The organism is Streptomyces sp. CBMA156, assembly GCF_014596515.1.
GTDB lineage: Bacteria > Actinomycetota > Actinomycetes > Streptomycetales > Streptomycetaceae > Kitasatospora.
The window spans coordinates 11,981-29,658 of the sequence record NZ_MSJQ01000435.1 but is presented as its reverse complement, the minus strand read 5'-3'; the positions used below and the strand labels follow the sequence as shown (position 1 = coordinate 29,658).

Genomic DNA, 17,678 nt, shown 5'->3' with positions numbered 1-17,678 from the left:
GCCTCGCTCTCGGCGCGGCCCTGCTTGGTGGCGCTCGCGGACGGGGTGCCGGTCGTGGCGCCGGCGGACGGGTTCGCCGCGGGGGTGCCGGTGGCGCCGGCGGACGGGGTGCCGGTGGGCTCCGGAGCGGTGACGCCGCTGGGCGCCACGGCCAGGACCGGACGGAAGAACAGCTTCGCGGTGGTACCGACCTGGTCCGCCGCGTTCTGCCGGTCGCCGCCCTTGGGGATGTTCACGATGATCGTGTCCGAGCCCTGGGTCTGGACCTCCGCCTCCGAGACACCCATCCCGTTGACGCGACGCTCGATGATCCCGACGGCGGTGTCCATGTTGGACTTGCTGAGCGCCTTGGGATCGGTCGACTTCGCGGTCAGCGTGATGCTGGTGCCACCGGCGAGGTCGATCCCGAGCCGGGGCTTGGTGGTGCCCGTCCCGAACATGAGGGCGACCAGTCCGACGGTGACGACCAGGATGAGGGCCAGCGCCCGCCCTGGGTAGCCGTCGCGCGGGCGCGACTTGGGTGTTGCCACCTTGCTCGTTTCTCCCTGTCCATGCCACTTCCCCGGCCGTACCCCCGGCCTGCGCATGGCAGGACGGGGGTACGGCGGTTGTGCGGCCCTGAGATCCTGTGGGCTCGCGGCACTGCGCCGCGCGGCCGGGCGGGTTGCCCGGCCGTACTACTTGCTCGCGGGAGCCCCGCCCTCGGCATCGCCCTTCGCGGCGCTGTCCTTGGTGAGCGTCAGCGGCTTGTCCTCGGCCGGCTCGGCGTCGGCCGGCTCGGCCTCCTCGGCCTCCGGCTCGGGCAGCTCGTCATCCGCGGGGCGGCCGTTGATGATCGCGTCGTACTCCAGGGGGTCCAGGACGGCCGCGATGGCGCTCTTGGTGAAGTGGGTGACCACGCCGGGAGCGATCTCCAGCTCGATGGTCTCCTCGTTGACCGCCTTCACCTGGGCATACAGGCCGCCGATGGTGCGCACCCCCGCCCCGGGCTCCAGCGAGGTCTGCATCTGCTGCTGCTGCTGCTGGCGCTTCTTCTGCGACCGGAACATGAGCACGATCGCGATGATCGGGAGGAGAAGGATGATGAGGTTCACTGCAGCCAGGGTCCTTTACGGGCCGCCGGCCGGCGGCCTGTGTGGTATTGGTCGGCCCGTCAGGTGAGAGGGGCGGTCCGGCGGAGTCTAGGCGACCCCGAATCGATCGGACAACGCCAAGCATCGCATCATGCCGCCGAAAGTGGCGAGCCTCCTCCTGCACGGATTCCCCGGACTTCGTTCCGGGCTCCTCCCTGTGCCGACAGGGAAGCACCGGGCGGGAACCGACCGGGCCGAGTCACCCGTTCAGCCGATGGCGGTCAATTCTCATCGGCCGGGAACAGCTCCGACTGGGCCGGGACGCCTCCCCGAGTGGTCTGGACCGGGTGGGTCTGCGCCGGTGGAGTCAGGCCGAGGTGCTGCCAGGCGGCGGCGGTGGCGATCCGCCCGCGCGGGGTCCTGGCGAGCAGGCCCTCGCGGACCAGGAACGGCTCGGCGACCTCCTCGACCGTCTCGGACTCCTCCCCCACGGCGACCGCGAGTGTCGACAAACCGACCGGACCGCCGCCGAACAGCCGCAGCAGCGCGCCCAGCACCGCGCGGTCCAGCCGGTCCAGACCGCGGGCGTCCACCTCGTAGACGTCCAGCGCCTGGGCGGCGATCTCCACGGTGACCACCCCGTCGTGCCTGACCTGGGCGTAGTCCCTGACCCGGCGCAGCAGCCGGTTGGCGATGCGCGGCGTGCCGCGCGAGCGCCCGGCGATCTCGGCCGCGCCGGCCGGGTCTATCTCCACGTCCAGCAGCGCGGCCGAGCGGTGCACCACCCGCTGGAGCTCGGCCGGGGCGTAGAACTCCATGTGCCCGGTGAAGCCGAAGCGGTCGCGCAGCGGGGGCGGCAGCAGGCCGGCCCTGGTGGTGGCACCGACCAGGGTGAAGGGCGGCAGCTCCAGCGGGATGGCGGTGGCGCCCGGCCCCTTGCCGACGATCACGTCGACCCGGAAGTCCTCCATCGCCATGTAGAGCATCTCCTCGGCCGGCCGGGACATCCGGTGGATCTCGTCGAGGAAGAGCACCTCACCCTCGGTGAGCGAGGAGAGGATCGCCGCGAGGTCCCCCGCGTGCTGGATGGCCGGACCCGAGGTGATCCGGATCGGCGCGCCCAGCTCGGCGGCGATGATCATGGAGAGGGTGGTCTTGCCGAGTCCGGGCGGCCCGCTCAGCAGCACGTGGTCGGGCGCGCTGCCGCGCTTGCGGGCGGCCTGGAGCACCAGCGACAGCTGCTCGCGCACCCGCTCCTGGCCGATGAACTCGTCCAGCAGCTTGGGACGCAGCGCCGCCTCCACCGCCTGGTCCTCACCGTCGGCGGCAGCCGTGACCAGCCGGTCCGCGGGTTCCGGGTCGTACATCGTCGCGGGCTCCAGAGTCTCCGGTGTCGACAAAGGGACAGATCGTCAGATGGTCAGCGGGCGCGATTGAGGCCGCGCAGGGCGAGCCGGAGCAGGGCGCCGACGTCCGGCGTCGCCTGGGCCTCGGCCTCCGGGGTGACGGTGGCGACCGCCTCGTCCGCCTCGCGCGGGGCGTAGCCGAGACCGGTCAGCGCGGAGTGCAGCTGCTCGCTCCACGGTGCCGGGCCGGCGGCGATCGGCTTCTGCGCCGGGACGGCGCCGTGCGGGGCGCCGAGCTTGTCCTTGTACTCCAGCAGCAGCTTGGCCGCCTTCGCCTTGCCGATGCCCGGCACGGCGACCAGCGCCTTCTCGTCGCCGCCCGCGATCGCCGCGCGCAGCGCGTCGGGGCTGTGCACGCCGAGGATCGCCTGCGCCAGCTTGGGGCCGACGCCGGGCGCGGCCTGGAGGATCTCGAACACGGCCCGCTCGTCGTCGTCCGCGAAGCCGAACAGGGTCAGCGAGTCCTCCCTGACCACCAGCGAGGTGGCCAGCCGGGCGGGCTCGCCCAGCCGCAGCCCGGCCAGGGTGTTCGGGGTGCACTGCACGGCCATGCCGACCCCGCCGACCTCGACCACCGCGAGCCCGGAGGAGATGGCCGCCACGGGCCCCTGCACGAAGGCGATCATCGGACGGTGCCTCTCACGGAAGTGGTACGGGGGCTGGTGCGGGACGTGGTGCGGGCGGCCTGCACCGCGGCCTCCAGCCGGTTGGTGGCCCCGCCGCGCCAGATGTGGCAGATGGCCAGCGCCAGCGCGTCGGCGGCGTCGGCGGGCTTGGGCGGTGCGTCCAGCCGCAGCAGGCGCTGCACCATGGCGGTGACCTGCGCCTTGTCGGCCCGGCCCGAGCCGGTGACGGCGGCCTTGACCTCACTGGGGGTGTGCAGGGTGACGGGGATGCCGCGCCGGGTGGCGCAGAGCATCGCGACCGCGCTGGCCTGCGCGGTGCCCATCACGGTGCGCACGTTGTGCTGGGCGAAGACCCGCTCGACGGCGACCAGGTCGGGCCGGTGCTCGTCCAGCCAGGCCTCGATGCCCTGCTCGACCAGCAGCAACCGCTGCCCGATCTCGGCGTCGGCGGGGGTGCGCACCACGCCGACCCCGGCCATCCGCAGCGGCCGGCCCGGCGCGCCCTCGACCACGCCGACCCCGCATCTGGTCAGCCCCGGGTCCACGCCCAGTACCCGTACCACTCGTCCCGTCTCCCTGCTGCTCGCCACGAAGGACCTCCGCAGGCTACCGCCCGGGTCCGACAACCCCACCGACGACACCGGCCCGGTGGTCCAGGGACCACCGGGCCGGGCAGTGAGAACGGTCACTCGCCGTCGATCGACCGAAGGCGTGTCACTCGGCGTCGAGCTGCGCGCCGACCTCGTCGGAGATGTCGAAGTTGGCGAAGACGTTCTGCACGTCGTCGCTGTCCTCCAGCGCGTCGATCAGCTTGAGGATCTTGCGGGCGCCGTCGACGTCCAGCTCGACCTGCATGCTGGGGAGGAAGTTCGCCTCGGCCGAGTCGTAGTCGACGCCGGCGTCGACCAGCGCGGTGCGCACGGCGACCATCTTCGAGGCCTCGGAGACGATCTCGAACGAGTCGCCGAGGTCGTTGATCTCGTCCGGCTCCTGGTCCAGGACGACCTCGAAGAGCTTGTCCTCGTCCACGCCGTCGGACTTGGGGACGACGACGACACCCTTGCGGTTGAACAGGTACGACACCGAGCCCGGGTCGGCCATCGAGCCGCCGTTGCGGGTCATCGCGACGCGCACGTCGGAGGCGGCGCGGTTGCGGTTGTCGGTGAGGCACTCGATCAGGACCGCGACGCCGTTCGGGCCGTAGCCCTCGTACATGATGGTCTGGTAGTCGGCGCCGCCGGCCTCCAGGCCGCCACCGCGCTTGACGGCGCGGTTGATGTTGTCGATCGGGACCGAGCTCTTCTTCGCCTTCTGGATGGCGTCGTAGAGGGTCGGGTTTCCCTGCGGGTCGGGACCGCCGGTGCGCGCAGCCACCTCGATGTTCTTGATCATCTTGGCGAAGAGCTTGCCGCGCTTGGCGTCGATCACGGCCTTCTTGTGCTTGGTGGTAGCCCACTTAGAGTGGCCGGACATCGCCAGCTCCTTTACGTCGCCAAAGGGAAATGAACAGATGAGATCTTACCGGTGTCGTCACCGGTGAGACGCACACAGTCAGCGCGCGGCCGACACGGTCAGTGCGCGGCCCCGGCGAGGTGCTCCTCGACCATCCGCACGAAGTACGCGTGCACCCGGTGGTCGCCGGTCAGCTCCGGGTGGAACGAGGTGGCCAGCAGGTTGCCCTGGCGCACCGCGACGATCCGGCTCTCCGGGCCGTCCGCGGCGGGCAGCTCGGCCAGCACCTTGACGCCCGCGCCGACCGCCTCGACCCAGGGGGCGCGGATGAAGACGCCGTGCACCGGCTCCTCGTCCAGGCCCGCGAACTCGACCCCGGACTCGAAGGACTCGTTCTGGCGGCCGAAGGCGTTGCGGCGCACCGTCATGTCGATGCCGCCGACGGTCTCCTGGTCGTCGCGGCCGTCCAGGATCTTGTCCGCCAGCATGATCATGCCCGCGCAGGTGCCGTAGACCGGCATCCCGGCCGCGACCCGCTCGCGCACCGGGTCCATCACGCCGAACAGCAGCGCCAGCTTGGACATCGTGGTGGACTCCCCGCCGGGGATCACCAGCGCGTCGACCTCGGCCAGCTCCTCGGCGCGGCGCACCGGACGGGCGAGCGCGTCGGCCTCGGCCAGCGCCACCAGGTGCTCTCGGACGTCGCCCTGGAGGGCGAGGACGCCGATGACAGGAGTGCTCACGGTCTTCAACCTCAATCGATCGTTACGACGGACTACGTGGCGCGGCCCGCCGCGCGCCGAAGCGCTGCGGCGGGCCGGCTCAGGGTGGTGACTACCAGCCGCGGTTGGCGTAGCGCTCGGTCTCCGGCAGGGTGTCGCAGTTGATGCCGACCATGGCCTCGCCCAGGTTGCGGGAGGCGTCCGCGATGATCTTCGGGTCGTCGAAGAAGGTGGTGGCCTTCACGATGGCGGCGGCGCGCTTGGCCGGGTCGCCCGACTTGAAGATGCCGGAGCCGACGAAGACGCCCTCGGCACCCAGCTGGCGCATCAGCGCGGCGTCGGCCGGGGTGGCCACGCCACCGGCGGAGAACAGCACCACCGGCAGCTTGCCGAGCTCGGCGACCTCCTTGACGAGCTCGTACGGGGCGCGCAGCTCCTTGGCCGCGGCGAACAGCTCGTTGTTGTCCAGGACGCGCAGCTTGCCGATCTCGTTCTTGATCTGGCGCAGGTGGCGGACCGCCTCGACGACGTTGCCGGTGCCGGCCTCGCCCTTCGAGCGGATCATGGCCGCGCCCTCGGCGATGCGGCGCAGGGCCTCGCCCAGGTTGGTGGCGCCACAGACGAAGGGGGTGGTGAACGCCCACTTGTCCGAGTGGTTGACCTCGTCGGCCGGGGTCAGCACCTCGGACTCGTCGATGTAGTCGACACCCAGCGACTGGAGCACCTGGGCCTCGACGAAGTGACCGATGCGGGACTTGGCCATCACCGGGATGGAGACCGCCGCGATGATCTCCTCGATCATGTTCGGGTCGGACATGCGGGCCACGCCGCCGTCCTTGCGGATGTCCGCCGGAACCCGCTCCAGGGCCATGACGGCCACCGCTCCGGCATCCTCGGCGATCTTGGCCTGCTCGGCGTTGACCACGTCCATGATCACACCGCCCTTGAGCTGCTCGGCCATGCCCCGCTTGACCCGGGCGGTGCCGATCTGCGGCTGGTCTGCGGTGGTGGGGGTGGTGGACACGTGAGACCTCACTCGAAATGAACCAGTGCTATCGCCCTATGGTAGGCAGACCGGATCGCGCCTCCATGCGCCACCAAGTCCAGCCAGGACGACGGGACACGACAAACGGGCCGTATCCGGGGGACACCCTAAGCAGGCGATCCCTCGGGCGTAAGAGCGGGCGGCGGAGCATCGTCCATCTCGAACGCCAACGGGAACGGTGCCTTCCCCGCCAGCCGGAAGTAGCGCACCAGCCGGTGCTCCCGCACGGCCCGCGCCGCCCGGACCGCGTCGTTGTGGAACCGGCGGGCCATCGGCACCCGCCGCGCCGCGGCCGTCAGATCACGAACCGTGTCCTCGCCGCCCGGCTCGGCCACCAGCGCCGCCACCTGCTCCGGCTCCTCGAACACCGCCCGCAGCGCCAGACTCAGCTGGCTCTCCGCCACCTCGCGCTGTTCGTCCTCGGCCTGCCGGGCCGCGTGCGCCGCGTCCAGCAGCAGCAGCGAGGCCGCCGGATCCAGCAGCGAGGACGTCGCCAGCTCCATCGCCACCGAGGCCCGGCGGACCAGCTGCGCGTCCAGCGCCGCCCGCGCGGCGTCGATCCGGGCGTGCAGCCGGTCCAGGCGCCCTGCCGTCCAACTCAGGTACATGCCGAACAGCACCACGGCCACGCCGGCCCAGATCCAGGTAGTCACGAGCCGCTACGTTACCGGGTGTCACCGGTTCAGCCCCGGGCGGTCGCGTTCCGGTAGCTCTCCCGGTCGATGTCCGCGATGTTCACCGCCGTGAACAGCCGGGTCCCCGGCGCCGGCCGGACGTACTCGGCCAGCAGCGCCAGCACGCCCTCGCTCAGAGCCGCCTTCGCCTCCGGCGTACGGCCCGGGAAGACCTGGAACTCGACGTACACCTGGGCGTCGTCGGCGATCCCGCTGGTGCCGACCAGCAGCATCTCGCTCTGCCGGAACACCGTCCGGCAGGAGTCCGGCTTCGCGCCGATGGTCGTCTCCGCCAGCCGGTTGATCGCCAGGCCCAGGCCCCGGCGGTCGAAGGTGCCGGCCAGCCGGGCCGAGTAGTCGACGGAAATCTGCGGCATCGGAGGCCCCCATGCGGTGAAGCGGTACGGTCGCCCGACCCTAACCCCGCCGGCCCCCGGAAGCCGCCGCCGGGGGGATCAGTCCCTGGCCAGGCCGAACCGGCCGCGCCACCCGTTGCGGACGTCCTCCTCGACCACCGCCGCCTCGCCGGCCGTCACCGTCTCGTACACCGAGAGGATGTCCGCGCCGACCGTCGACCAGTCGAACCGCCGCACGTGCCGCGAGGCCGCCTCCCGCAGCTCCCCCAGCCGCACCGGGTCACCCAGCAGCCGCAGCGCCGTGCGGGCCAGCGCGTCCGCGTCCTCCACCGGGAACAGCTCGCCCGCCTCGCCGCCGTCCAGCACCTGCTTGAACGCGTCCAGGTCGCTCGCCAGCACCGGCGCACCCGCCGACATCGCCTCGACCAGGATGATCCCGAAGCTCTCGCCACCGGTGTTCGGCGCCACGTACAGGTCCACGCTGCGCAGCAGCCTGGCCTTCTCCCGGTCGCTCACCATGCCGAGGAACTCCACCTGGCGGCGCACCTCGGGCGACAGGCCGGAGACCGCCTCCTCCTCGTCGCCCTTGCCCGCCACCAGCAGCCGCACCCCGGGGCGCTCGGCCAGGATCCCCGGCAGCGCCGCCAGCAGCGTCGGCAGGCCCTTGCGCGGCTCGTTGATCCGGCCGATGAAGCCGATCGTGCCCGGCTCCCCCTTCGCCGCGTGGCCCATCCAGCGCTCGTCCGGCTCGGCCCCCGCGAAGAACCCGACGTCCACGCCGTTCGGGATCACCACCGCGTCCCCGCCCAGGTGCTCCACCAGGGTCCGCCGGGCGTACTCCGACACCGCGATCCTGGCCCGCATCTTCTCCAGGCCGGGCTGGAGGATCGGCGAGGCCGCGATCATCACCCGCGAGCGCGGGTTGGAGGTGTGGAAGGTCCCCACCATCGGCCCGGTGGCCGACCACGCGGCCAGCATCGACAGGCTCGGCGCGGCCGGCTCGTGCACGTGCAGGATGTCGAAGCGCCCGTCGTGCAGCCACCGCCGCACCCGCGCCGCCGACAGGATCCCGAAGCTCAGCCGCGCCACCGACCCGTTGTACGGCACCGCCACCGACCGCCCCGCCGGGACCACGTACGGCGGCAGCGCCTCGTCGTCCTCGGCCGGCGCCAGCACCGACACCTCGTGCCCCAGGCCGATCAGGTGCTCGGCCAGGTCCCGGATGTGGAACTGCACCCCACCGGGGACGTCCCAGTCGTACGGGCAGACGATGCCGATCTTCACGGGTTCCTCAAGCTCCTTCGGACAAGTCGTGCGGGCGGGCTCCGAACGGGCCCCGGGTCACCGGCATCGGCCCTAGGCCCCGGAGGCCCCGGCCGCGGGTTCGGGAGCCGCCTGCCCGTGCCCGGGGGCGGTCTCCGCGCGCTCCGCGGGCTCCGTCTTCACCGTCTCACGGACCGGCAGGTCGGCCAGCCAGAACTTCTGCAGCATGTGCCAGTCCTGCGGGTGCTCGCGGATGCCCTGCTCCCACACCTCCGCCATCGCCTGGGTCATCGCCCGGGTGCGCTCCTTGCGGTCGCCCTCCTCCGGCACCGGCACCTCGGGGTGGATCATCCCGCGCAGCACCGGACCGTCGTACCAGAGCGTCACCGGCATCAGCGCCGCCCCGGTCCGCTGGCACAGCGCCGCGGGACCGGCCGGCATCCGGGTCCGCTCGCCGAAGAACGACACCTCGATGCCCGCCTCCGACAGGTCCCGGTCCCCCACCAGGCAGACCATCCGGCCCTCGCGCAACCGCCGCGCCAGCGTGCCGATCACGTTCACCGACCCACCGGTCAGCGCCAGGACCTCCATGCCCTGGCCCTCCCGGAACTCCACGAACCGGTCGAACAGCCGCTCCGGCTTCAACCGCTCCGCGACCGTCGTGAACGGGTAGCCCTTCTGTGCCACCCAGGTGCCCGCGAGGTCCCAGTTGCCCATGTGCGGCAGCGCTATCAACGCGCCGCGGCCGGCGTCCAGCTGCGCCCGCACGTTCTCGAAGCCCTCCACCTGGACGTCCCTGGCCACCCGCTCCCGGCTCCACACCGGCAGCCGGAACGACTCCATCCAGTACCGCAGGTACGAGCGCATCCCGGCCCTGGACAGCTCCCGCATCCCGGCCTCGTCCAGCTCGGGACGGACCCGGCGCAGGTTCGCCTCCAGCTGGAGCACCCGCTTGCCGCGCTTGCGCCACGCGTAGTCCGCCAGCCGATCGAACAGCCCCCGGGCCGCCCGCTCCGGCAGGTGCTTCAGCAGCCCCCACCCCAGCGCGTACGCCCAGTACACCAGTCGGTCCGTCACCGCAGGACGCCCCCCATCAGCTCCCGGCCGCCGCTCGGTCGGCCTCGAACGCCTCCCGGCGCACGGTCAGCATCCGCTGGAACACCGTCACCAGGCTGCCCGCCGCCACCAGCCACAGCGCGACCGGCAGCAGCCACTCCACGTACGGCATACCGAACTTGTGCAGACCCGAGACCCCGGCCGCCACCAGGCCGGCCACCAGCCGCTCGGCCCGCTCCACCAGCCCCGACACGTCACACGGCAGCCCCTGGCTCTCCGCCCGCGCCTTGGTGTACGAGACCACCAGGCCGCTCGCCAGGCAGAAGATCGCCACCGCGCACAGCAGGTCGTTGTCGCCCTTCCCGGCGTACCACATCGCCAGGCCGCCGAAGATCGCGGCGTCCGCGACCCGGTCCAGGGTGGAGTCGAGGAACGCCCCCCACTTGGAGCTGCGGCCCAGCTGGCGGGCCATGTTGCCGTCCACCAGGTCCGAGAAGATGAACAGCGTGATCGTGATGGTGCCCCAGAAGAACTCCCCACGCGGGAAGAACACCAGCGCACCGGCCACCGAACCGGCGGTACCGATCAGCGTCACCGCGTCCGGACTCACGCCCAGACGGATCAGGAACGCGGCGAACGGGGTCAGAACACGTGTGAAGAAGGCACGCGCGTATTTGTTGAGCATGGCCTTCCCAGCCGCTCCGAATCTCCCGGGTACCCGACTGGCGCAGCACACACGACAGACGACCGGACGGATCAGCCCGCCCGGCGCTCCCATCGTAGCCACGCCTGGGACACGCTCCGGCGCACGCACCGCCGGACGGCACCCCGCCACGACACGCACACGTACGGTCACCGGCCGGCCGTACGACACGCGCCCCGCCCGGACCCGACCCTAGACTGCCAAGGACAGCCTCGGCGCCACGGGAGGAGACCCCGATGCCCGACCGCAGCACGGCACGAGCCGGCCAGGCACCCGCCGTCACCGGCCCGAAGGACCTGCGCAACGTCGTCCTCATCGGTTCCAGCGGTGTGGGGAAGACCACCCTCGCCGAATCCCTCGCCCACGCCGCCGGCGCCACCGGCCGGGCCGGCCGCGTCACCGACGGCACCACCGTCTCCGACCACGAGGACATCGAGCACCAGCAGCAGCGCTCCGTCCAGCTCGCGCTCCTCCCCCTCGAATGGAAGGGCGTCAAGATCAACCTGATCGACCCGCCCGGCCACCCCGACTTCGCCGCCGACCTGCGCGCCGCCCTGCACGCCGCCGACGCCGCCGTCTTCGTCGTCTCCGCCCCCGACCCGGTCACCGCCCCCACCCGCGCCCTGTGGCGCGAGTGCGCCGCCGAGGGCATCCCCCGCGCCATCGCCGTCGCCAAGCTCGACCTCGCCCGCACCGGCTTCGACGACATCCTCACCGCCTGCCACGACGCCTTCGAACTGGGCCCGGACACCCTCCGCCCGCTCTTCCTGCCCGTCCTCCACGACGGACACCCCGACGGCAGCGTCGACCTCCTCACCGGCGACACCTACGGCGACGCCGAACCCCTGCCGGACACCGCCCCCGCCCACGACAGCCTCGTCGAGGCCATCTCCGGCCAGGACGACACCCTCATGGAGCGCTACCTCTCCGGCGACCCCCTCGACACCGACTCCCTCGAAGCCGGGCTGCGCCGCGAAGTCCTCGCCTGCGCCCTCCACCCCGCCGTCCCCACCAGCGACAACGGCCTCGGCGCCACCGAACTCCTCGACCTGATCGCCCACACCTTCCCCGACCCCACCGAACGCACCCGCCCCGGCCCCGCGTGCGACCCCGACGCCCCGCTCGCCGCCCAGGTCGTCCGCGTCACCGGCGACGCCTACGTCGGCCGGATCAGCCTGCTGCGCCTGTACGCCGGCACCCTGCGCCCGGACAGCAGGATCCACCTCGCCGGCCCCGCCCACACCGCCGACCAGAACGGCGACGAACGGGTCACCGGCCTCACCAGCCCCTTCGGCAAGCTCCAGCGCCCCGTCCCGCACGCCGTCGCCGGCGACCTGGTCTGCGCCGCCAAACTCACCACCGCCCGGGCCGGCGACACCGTCCACGACCCCGGCCACCCCGTCGCCCTCGACGGCTGGCCCCTCCCCGAGCCCCTGCTCCCGATCGCCGTCGAAGCCCACAGCAAGGCCGACGACGACAAGCTCTCCCAGGCCCTCGCCCGGCTCACCGCCGAGGACCCGGCGCTACGCCTGGAACAGAACCCCGACACCCACCAGCTCGTCCTCTGGTGCACCGGCGAGGCCCACGCCGAGGTCGTCCTCGACCGCCTCCGCACCCGCCACGGTGTCCACGTCGACACCGTCGAGCCCCGGGTCGCCCTGCGCGAGACCTTCGGCACCGCCGCCGCCGGGCACGGCCGCCTCGTCAAGCAGTCCGGCGGCCACGGCCAGTACGCCATCTGCGACCTGGAGGTCGAACCGCTCCCGGCCGGCTCCGGCTTCGAGTTCCGGGAACACGTCGTCGGCGGCTCCGTCCCCAAGCACTTCATCCCCTCCGTCGAGAAGGGCGTCCGCGCCCAGCTCGCCAAGGGCGTCACCACCGGGTACCCGCTCGTCGACGTCCGGGTCACCCTCACCGACGGCAAGGCGCACTCCGTCGACTCCTCCGACGCGTCCTTCCAGAACGCCGCCGCACTCGCCCTGCGCGACGCCGCCGGGCACGCCGTCATCCGGCTGCTCGAACCCGTCGCCGCCGTCAGCGTCCTGCTGCCCGACGAGTACCTCGGCGCCGTCCTCGGCGACCTCTCGGCCCGCCGCGGCCGCGTCCTCGGCACCGAGACCGGCTCCGCCGGCCTCACCCTGCTGCGCGCCGAGGTCCCCGAACTCGAACTCGTCCGCTACCCGACCGACCTGCGCTCGCTCACCCACGGCACCGCCGAGTTCTCCCGCGCCTACCTGCGCCACGAACCCATGCCCGCCGCCCTGGCCGAGCGCTACACCGACTGAGTCGCTACTCCGGCCGGACGGCGGGCTTACGGGCCGGCAGCGCACAGGCCGCCGTGCCCCCCGGCAGCCGGTGCCGGTTGCGCGCCACCCAGCGGTAGGCCAGCCCCGCCAGCGGACGCACCGGCGCCGCCGTCAACACCGCGCCCAGGTACGCCCACGCCCCACCGGAGCGCATCAGCAACCGCGCGACCGCTTGCGCGCCCCCGTACACCCGCCCGGACGGCGTCACCCAGAGCACCTCGCGCTCCGCCCGCTCCGCCGAGACCTCGCCCCGGGCACCCGCGTGCCCGTCCAGCCCCGCGAGGTCCGCCCACTGGAACGCCACCGCCTCCCAGCCCCCGGACGCCAGCGTCTGCCGCAGGTACCGCTCCGCCCAGCGCACGCAGGACGAGCAGAACGCGCAGTCCCCGTCGAAGACCAGCACCGGATCCTTCACGACCGCTCCCCTTTCCGCACTTCCACCCTCCATCCTGCCCCACCGCCACCAAGCGCACCGCGACGGGTATCGACCCGTCCGAAGCTGGGCATCATGCCCCTCAGGCCTCCGGTGACGGTACTTCAGACGATCATCCGCGCGGGGGTGCCACGGCACGGTAACCTGCCGCTGACAAGGGGAGGAGGGGACGCCACCGTGACCACACTCGACATGACCCCGGGTGCGCAGATACCCAGGACCGACGCCGGTCCGCAGACCGCCATCACCCAGGGGCTCTCCTCGACCGCCTACCGCGACGGCGAGATCGGGGGCTTCGTCAACGCCGTCACCGACGCCAAGGAGAAGAAGGGCCGCTTCGCGCTCTTCCGCCCCAACCTCGGCGAGGCGTTCAGCAAGGCACTGATCTCCCGCGCGCTGGGCGGCGGCCGCAAGCCCCTCGTCCCTGCCTTCGGGGTCGACACCCGCCAGGTCGTCGAGCACTGCCTGGCCGCCGAGGAACTCCGCACCACCCGCGACCGCCAGCTCAGCGTCGTCTCCGTGGTCACCGGGCTGCTCTTCCTGCCCGGCACCCTGGTCTGGCTCGGCGCCTTCCAGCTGCGCGCCTGGCTCAAGCGGGACAGCCCGAAGTACGCGGACGTCTACGGCAGCATCGTGCTCCTCCTGACGGCCGCCCTCGCGATCCTCTTCGCGCTGCGCCCGCCGGCCTCGGGCGTCCTCGGGATCTACCTGCGGATCACCATGCTCGCCCCGATCATCGGCTGGTACCTCGCCCGCCGGATCGTCGAGCGCTTCGCCAGGGACCTGCGCACCCGCTGGCAGGCGCTGGTCGAGGGCAGCGTCGTGGCCGCCTCAGTCGCCAAGGCCGTCCCCCGCGACGACCTCGACAAGAAGGCCAACGACCTGCGCGACCAGCTCGGCCGCCTGGACGCCGAGCAGGAGACCAACATCCACCACTACGCCGGCCCCAAGGGCATCCTCGGTGCCGGCCGCCGCTGGGGCGAGTGGCGCCTCGCCGACACCCTCCACCCCGCCGAGGGCCACGTCGACTTCCGCGCCTTCCACCCCTGGGACCTGATCCGCCGGATCTCCGCCCACCTCAAGGGGCTCGGCGTCAGCCACGTCGCCAACAGCGGCATGCCCAACGTCGCCATCAAGCAGTGGGTGGTCTTCGACATCGGCGAGGGCGCCGACGAGATCAGCCGCCCCGGCAACGCCGACATGGACGGCGACCGGATGCGCGACTTCGCCGTGCAGAGCGTCGCCGACAAGCAGACCTTCTCCGGCGGCCCCCGGCACTACCTCGCCACCCAGTTCATCACCCACGACGGCAAGCTGGTCCTCACCTTCACCGTCACCGTGACGCTGCTCGCCAACGTCCTGAACATCACGGTGTCCGGCTACGCGCTCGGCCCGGTCAAGGGCGTCTTCTTCGACAAGCCCAAGGACAAGGAGAAGTCGGTCTCCAAGACCGTGAGGTTCTGGGAGGAGCGCACGGTCAAGCTCCGCCTGATCGACAACGACGAGGTCGTCCGCCAGGCCGTCCGCGCCCCCTTCTACCGGATGCCCGGCCTGCTCGGCTGGCTCGGCGGCGGGCTCGGCCTGCCCGAGCCCTTCGGGCTGCGGCACATCTGGGCCGGCCGGGCCTGGGAGAACCGCTCCATGGTCGACAACGCCCAGAACGCCGCCGTCCCGGTGCTCGCCGCGGTCCACGCCGCCACCCTGGAGTTCCTCCAGGAGCACGACCTGGACGCCGACCGCTTCTTCAAGAACCGCACCTCGATCATCAAGTCCGAGGCGCAGAGCCCCCGCCCGTACAACGTGGACGAGTTCAGCGCCGGCTGATGTCCCGAACAGCACGGGAGGGCCCCGCCGAGATCCTCGGCGGGGCCCTCCCGCGTACTCCCGGCGTGCTCCGGTTCAGCCCTGCGGCCAGGCCTCGGCCAGCATCTTCCGGGTGTCCGCCAGCAGCTGCGGCAGCACCTTGGTGTGGCCGACCACCGGCATGAAGTTGGTGTCCCCGCCCCAGCGCGGCACCACGTGCTGGTGCAGGTGCGCCGCGATCCCGGCCCCGGCCGCCGCGCCCTGGTTCATCCCGATGTTGAACCCGTGCGCCCCGGAGGCCGCCCGCAGCGCCGTCATGGCCTTCTTGGTGAAGTCCGCCAGCTCGGCCGTCTCGGCCCCGTCCAGGTCGGTGTAGTCGGCCACGTGCCGGTACGGGACCACCATCAGGTGCCCGCCGTTGTACGGGTACAGGTTCAGCACCGCGAACACGGCGCTCCCCCGGGCGATGACCAGCCCGTCCTCGTCGCTCAGCGACGGGATCGAGCAGAAGGGACAACCGTCGTCCGGAGCCGGACCGGTGGGCTTGTTCTCACCCTGGATGTAGGCCATCCGATGAGGGGTCCACAGGCGGCGGAAGCCGTCCGGCTCGCCGACGCCCCGCTGAAGTTCCGGCTCAGTCGTCATGCTGATCAGCATATTCGCCCGACGGTGCTTGCAAAGCCGCGCGGGGCAGACTCTTCGAGAGCCTGCCCCGCGCGATCCCCGCCGGGGCGGGGGCTACGTCACACCTGGATCCGGTTCTTCACCGCGTCCACGATCTCGGCGACGGCCTCGTCGACCGGCACGCCGTTCTTCTGCTCGCCGTTGCGGTAGCGGAACGACACCGCGCCCGCCTCGACGTCGTCGTTGCCCGCGATCAGCATGAACGGCACCTTGGTCTTCTGGGCGTTCCTGATCTTCTTCTGCATGCGGTCGTCCGAGGTGTCCACCTCGACCCGGATCCCGTGCTTCCTGAGCTTGGCCGCGACCTCCAGCAGGTACGGCACGTGCTCGTCGGTGATCGGGATGCCGGTCACGGTGACCGGGGCCAGCCACGGCGGCATGGCGCCCGCGTAGTGCTCCAGCAGCACCGCGAAGAACCGCTCGATGCTTCCGAAGAGCGCACGGTGGATCATGACCGGACGCTGGCGCGAGCCGTCCGCCGCCGTGTACTCCAGGTCGAAGCGCTCGGGCAGGTTGAAGTCCAGCTGGATCGTGCTCATCTGCCACGTCCGGCCGATGGCGTCGCGCGCCTGCACCGAGATCTTCGGGCCGTAGAAGGCCGCGCCGCCCGGGTCCGGCACCAGCGGGAGGCCCTGCTTCTCGGCCACGCTCGCCAGGACGGCGGTGGCCTCCTCCCAGGTCTCGTCGCTGCCGACGTACTTCACCGGGTCCTTGGTCGACAGCTCCAGGTAGAAGTCGGTCAGACCGTAGTCGCGGAGCAGGTTGAGCACGAAGGTCAGCGTGGAGTCGAGCTCCTCCGCCATCTGCTCGCGGGTGCAGTAGATGTGCGCGTCGTCCTGCGTGAAGCCGCGGGCCCGGGTCAGGCCGTGCACCACGCCGGACTTCTCGTAGCGGTACACCGTCCCGAACTCGAAGAGGCGCAGCGGCAGTTCACGGTACGAGCGGCCGCGCGCGTCGAAGATCAGGTTGTGCATCGGGCAGTTCATCGGCTTGAGGTAGTAGTCCACGCCCTCGTCGAGCTGCATGGGCGGGTACATACCGTCCGCGTACCAGTCGAGGTGGCCGCTCTTCTCGAAGAGCTTCCCCTTGGTGGCGTGCGGGGTGTAGACGAACTCGTAGCCCTCCTCCTCGTGCCGCTTGCGCGAGTAGTCCTCCATGGCCCGGCGGATGATGCCGCCCTTGGGGTGGAAGACGGCGAGGCCGGAGCCGATCTCCTCCGGGATGGAGAAGAGGTCGAGCTCGTTGCCGAGCTTGCGGTGGTCGCGCTTCTCGGCCTCGACGAGGAAGTCGAGGTGGGCCTTGAGCTCGTCCTTGGTCGGCCAGGCGGTGCCGTAGATGCGCTGCAGCATCGGGTTCTTCTCGCTGCCGCGCCAGTAGGCGGCCGCGTTGCGCATCAGCTTGAACGCCGGGATGTGCCGGGTGCTGGGCAGGTGCGGGCCGCGGCAGAGGTCGCCCCAGCACTGGTCGCCGGTCTTGGCGTCCAGGTTGTCGTAGATGGTGAGCTCGCCGGCGCCGACCTCGACGTCGGCACCCTCGCCGGCGGTCGCGGCGGAGCCCTTGAGGCCGATCAGCTCCAGCTTGTACGGCTCGGCGGCCAGTTCCTCGGCGGCGGCCTCGTCGGTGACCACCCGGCGGGAGAACTTCTGCCCGCGCTTGATGATCTCCTGCATCTTCTTCTCGATGGCCTTGAGGTCATCGGGGTGGAACGGCTTCTCGACGTCGAAGTCGTAGTAGAAGCCGTCCTTGACCGGCGGGCCGATGCCCAGCTTGGCCTCGGGGTAGAGCTGCTGCACGGCCTGGGCCATGACGTGCGCGGTGGAGTGGCGCAGGATGTCCAGGCCGTCCTTGCTGCCGATCCCGACCGGCTCGACCTCGTCGCCGTCCTGGACGGCGTACGCGAGGTCCTTGAGATGGCCACCGACGCGGGCGGCGATGATCGAGCGGTCGTCGGCGAAGAGCTCGGCGGCCGTGGTGCCCGTCGTCACCACGCGCTCTTCCCGATCGGGTTCGCGGCTGATGATTACCCGGACGTCCGTCACCGGTCTCTCCTGACGTGCTGGATTTCAGTGGACGCAA

Annotated in this window: 17 protein-coding genes and 1 pseudogene; 2 read left to right on the top strand and 16 right to left on the bottom strand. The window is 71.7% G+C overall.

What is annotated here, in order from left to right; translation table 11 throughout:
• From BU198_RS39310 to pgsA, 13 genes and pseudogenes are all read right to left on the bottom strand, one after another.
• Positions 1–530, bottom strand: a pseudogene (locus BU198_RS39310) (protein translocase subunit SecD); the annotation flags it as partial.
• A gap of 147 nt (positions 531–677) precedes the next feature.
• Entirely contained in the window at positions 678–1,094 is a 417-nt protein-coding gene (gene yajC, locus BU198_RS39305) for a preprotein translocase subunit YajC (RefSeq protein WP_188301516.1), read from the bottom strand.
• A 260-nt stretch (positions 1,095–1,354) separates the two neighbouring features.
• Positions 1,355–2,440 (bottom strand): Holliday junction branch migration DNA helicase RuvB, encoded by a 1,086-nt coding sequence (ruvB, locus tag BU198_RS39300; RefSeq protein WP_223245543.1) that lies wholly within the window; start codon positions 2,438–2,440, stop codon positions 1,355–1,357.
• 53 nt (positions 2,441–2,493) lie between these two features.
• Positions 2,494–3,105: a Holliday junction branch migration protein RuvA gene (ruvA, locus tag BU198_RS39295; RefSeq protein WP_188301515.1), complete on the bottom strand. Its 612-nt coding sequence runs from the start codon at positions 3,103–3,105 to the stop codon at positions 2,494–2,496.
• Complete coding sequence (gene ruvC, locus BU198_RS39290; RefSeq protein ID WP_188301519.1) at positions 3,102–3,668, bottom strand: crossover junction endodeoxyribonuclease RuvC; 567 nt, start codon at positions 3,666–3,668, stop codon at positions 3,102–3,104. Before ruvC ends, ruvA begins: the two co-directional genes overlap by 4 nt.
• A gap of 151 nt (positions 3,669–3,819) precedes the next feature.
• Positions 3,820–4,578 carry a YebC/PmpR family DNA-binding transcriptional regulator gene (locus tag BU198_RS39285; protein ID WP_188301514.1) on the bottom strand — a complete coding sequence of 253 codons (759 nt, stop codon included), beginning with the start codon at positions 4,576–4,578 and terminating at the stop codon, positions 3,820–3,822.
• Between the two features lie 98 nt (positions 4,579–4,676).
• On the bottom strand, positions 4,677–5,300 hold the full coding sequence (gene pdxT / locus BU198_RS39280; protein ID WP_188301513.1) for a pyridoxal 5'-phosphate synthase glutaminase subunit PdxT: 624 nt from the start codon (positions 5,298–5,300) through the stop codon (positions 4,677–4,679).
• Positions 5,301–5,391: 91 nt separating this feature from the next.
• The gene (gene pdxS / locus BU198_RS39275) at positions 5,392–6,303 is read right to left on the bottom strand and encodes a pyridoxal 5'-phosphate synthase lyase subunit PdxS (RefSeq protein ID WP_188301512.1); all 912 of its coding nucleotides are present in this window, start codon (positions 6,301–6,303) and stop codon (positions 5,392–5,394) included.
• A 128-nt stretch (positions 6,304–6,431) separates the two neighbouring features.
• Entirely contained in the window at positions 6,432–6,977 is a 546-nt protein-coding gene (locus BU198_RS39270; protein ID WP_401087501.1) for a hypothetical protein, read from the bottom strand.
• A 29-nt stretch (positions 6,978–7,006) separates the two neighbouring features.
• A complete protein-coding gene (locus tag BU198_RS39265; RefSeq protein ID WP_188301511.1) occupies positions 7,007–7,375 on the bottom strand; it encodes a 5-carboxymethyl-2-hydroxymuconate Delta-isomerase in 369 nt (122 codons plus the stop codon).
• Positions 7,376–7,453: 78 nt separating this feature from the next.
• Complete coding sequence (locus BU198_RS39260; RefSeq protein ID WP_188301510.1) at positions 7,454–8,638, bottom strand: glycosyltransferase family 4 protein; 1,185 nt, start codon at positions 8,636–8,638, stop codon at positions 7,454–7,456.
• A gap of 72 nt (positions 8,639–8,710) precedes the next feature.
• On the bottom strand, positions 8,711–9,694 hold the full coding sequence (locus BU198_RS39255) for a phosphatidylinositol mannoside acyltransferase (protein ID WP_317620507.1): 984 nt from the start codon (positions 9,692–9,694) through the stop codon (positions 8,711–8,713).
• Between the two features lie 16 nt (positions 9,695–9,710).
• A complete protein-coding gene (pgsA, locus tag BU198_RS39250) occupies positions 9,711–10,358 on the bottom strand; it encodes a phosphatidylinositol phosphate synthase (protein ID WP_188301509.1) in 648 nt (215 codons plus the stop codon).
• Between the two features lie 254 nt (positions 10,359–10,612).
• On the opposite strand from pgsA, the gene BU198_RS39245 reads away from it, so the two are divergent.
• On the top strand, positions 10,613–12,661 hold the full coding sequence (locus BU198_RS39245; protein WP_188301508.1) for an elongation factor G-like protein EF-G2: 2,049 nt from the start codon (positions 10,613–10,615) through the stop codon (positions 12,659–12,661).
• A gap of 4 nt (positions 12,662–12,665) precedes the next feature.
• On the opposite strand, the gene BU198_RS39240 is transcribed toward BU198_RS39245, so the two are convergent.
• Complete coding sequence (locus BU198_RS39240; protein ID WP_188301507.1) at positions 12,666–13,130, bottom strand: thiol-disulfide oxidoreductase DCC family protein; 465 nt, start codon at positions 13,128–13,130, stop codon at positions 12,666–12,668.
• Positions 13,131–13,292: 162 nt separating this feature from the next.
• Between BU198_RS39240 and BU198_RS39235 the strand changes: the two genes are divergently transcribed.
• Positions 13,293–14,939, top strand: coding sequence for a hypothetical protein (locus BU198_RS39235; protein ID WP_188301506.1), 1,647 nt, complete (start codon positions 13,293–13,295; stop codon positions 14,937–14,939).
• Positions 14,940–15,014: 75 nt separating this feature from the next.
• Here the strand turns inward: BU198_RS39235 and BU198_RS39230 are convergent, their stop codons facing one another.
• Both BU198_RS39230 and thrS read right to left on the bottom strand, forming a co-directional pair.
• Positions 15,015–15,575: an HIT family protein gene (locus tag BU198_RS39230; RefSeq protein ID WP_188301505.1), complete on the bottom strand. Its 561-nt coding sequence runs from the start codon at positions 15,573–15,575 to the stop codon at positions 15,015–15,017.
• A gap of 86 nt (positions 15,576–15,661) precedes the next feature.
• On the bottom strand, positions 15,662–17,641 hold the full coding sequence (gene thrS / locus BU198_RS39225; RefSeq protein WP_188301504.1) for a threonine--tRNA ligase: 1,980 nt from the start codon (positions 17,639–17,641) through the stop codon (positions 15,662–15,664).
• Positions 17,642–17,678: the final 37 nt, after the last annotated feature.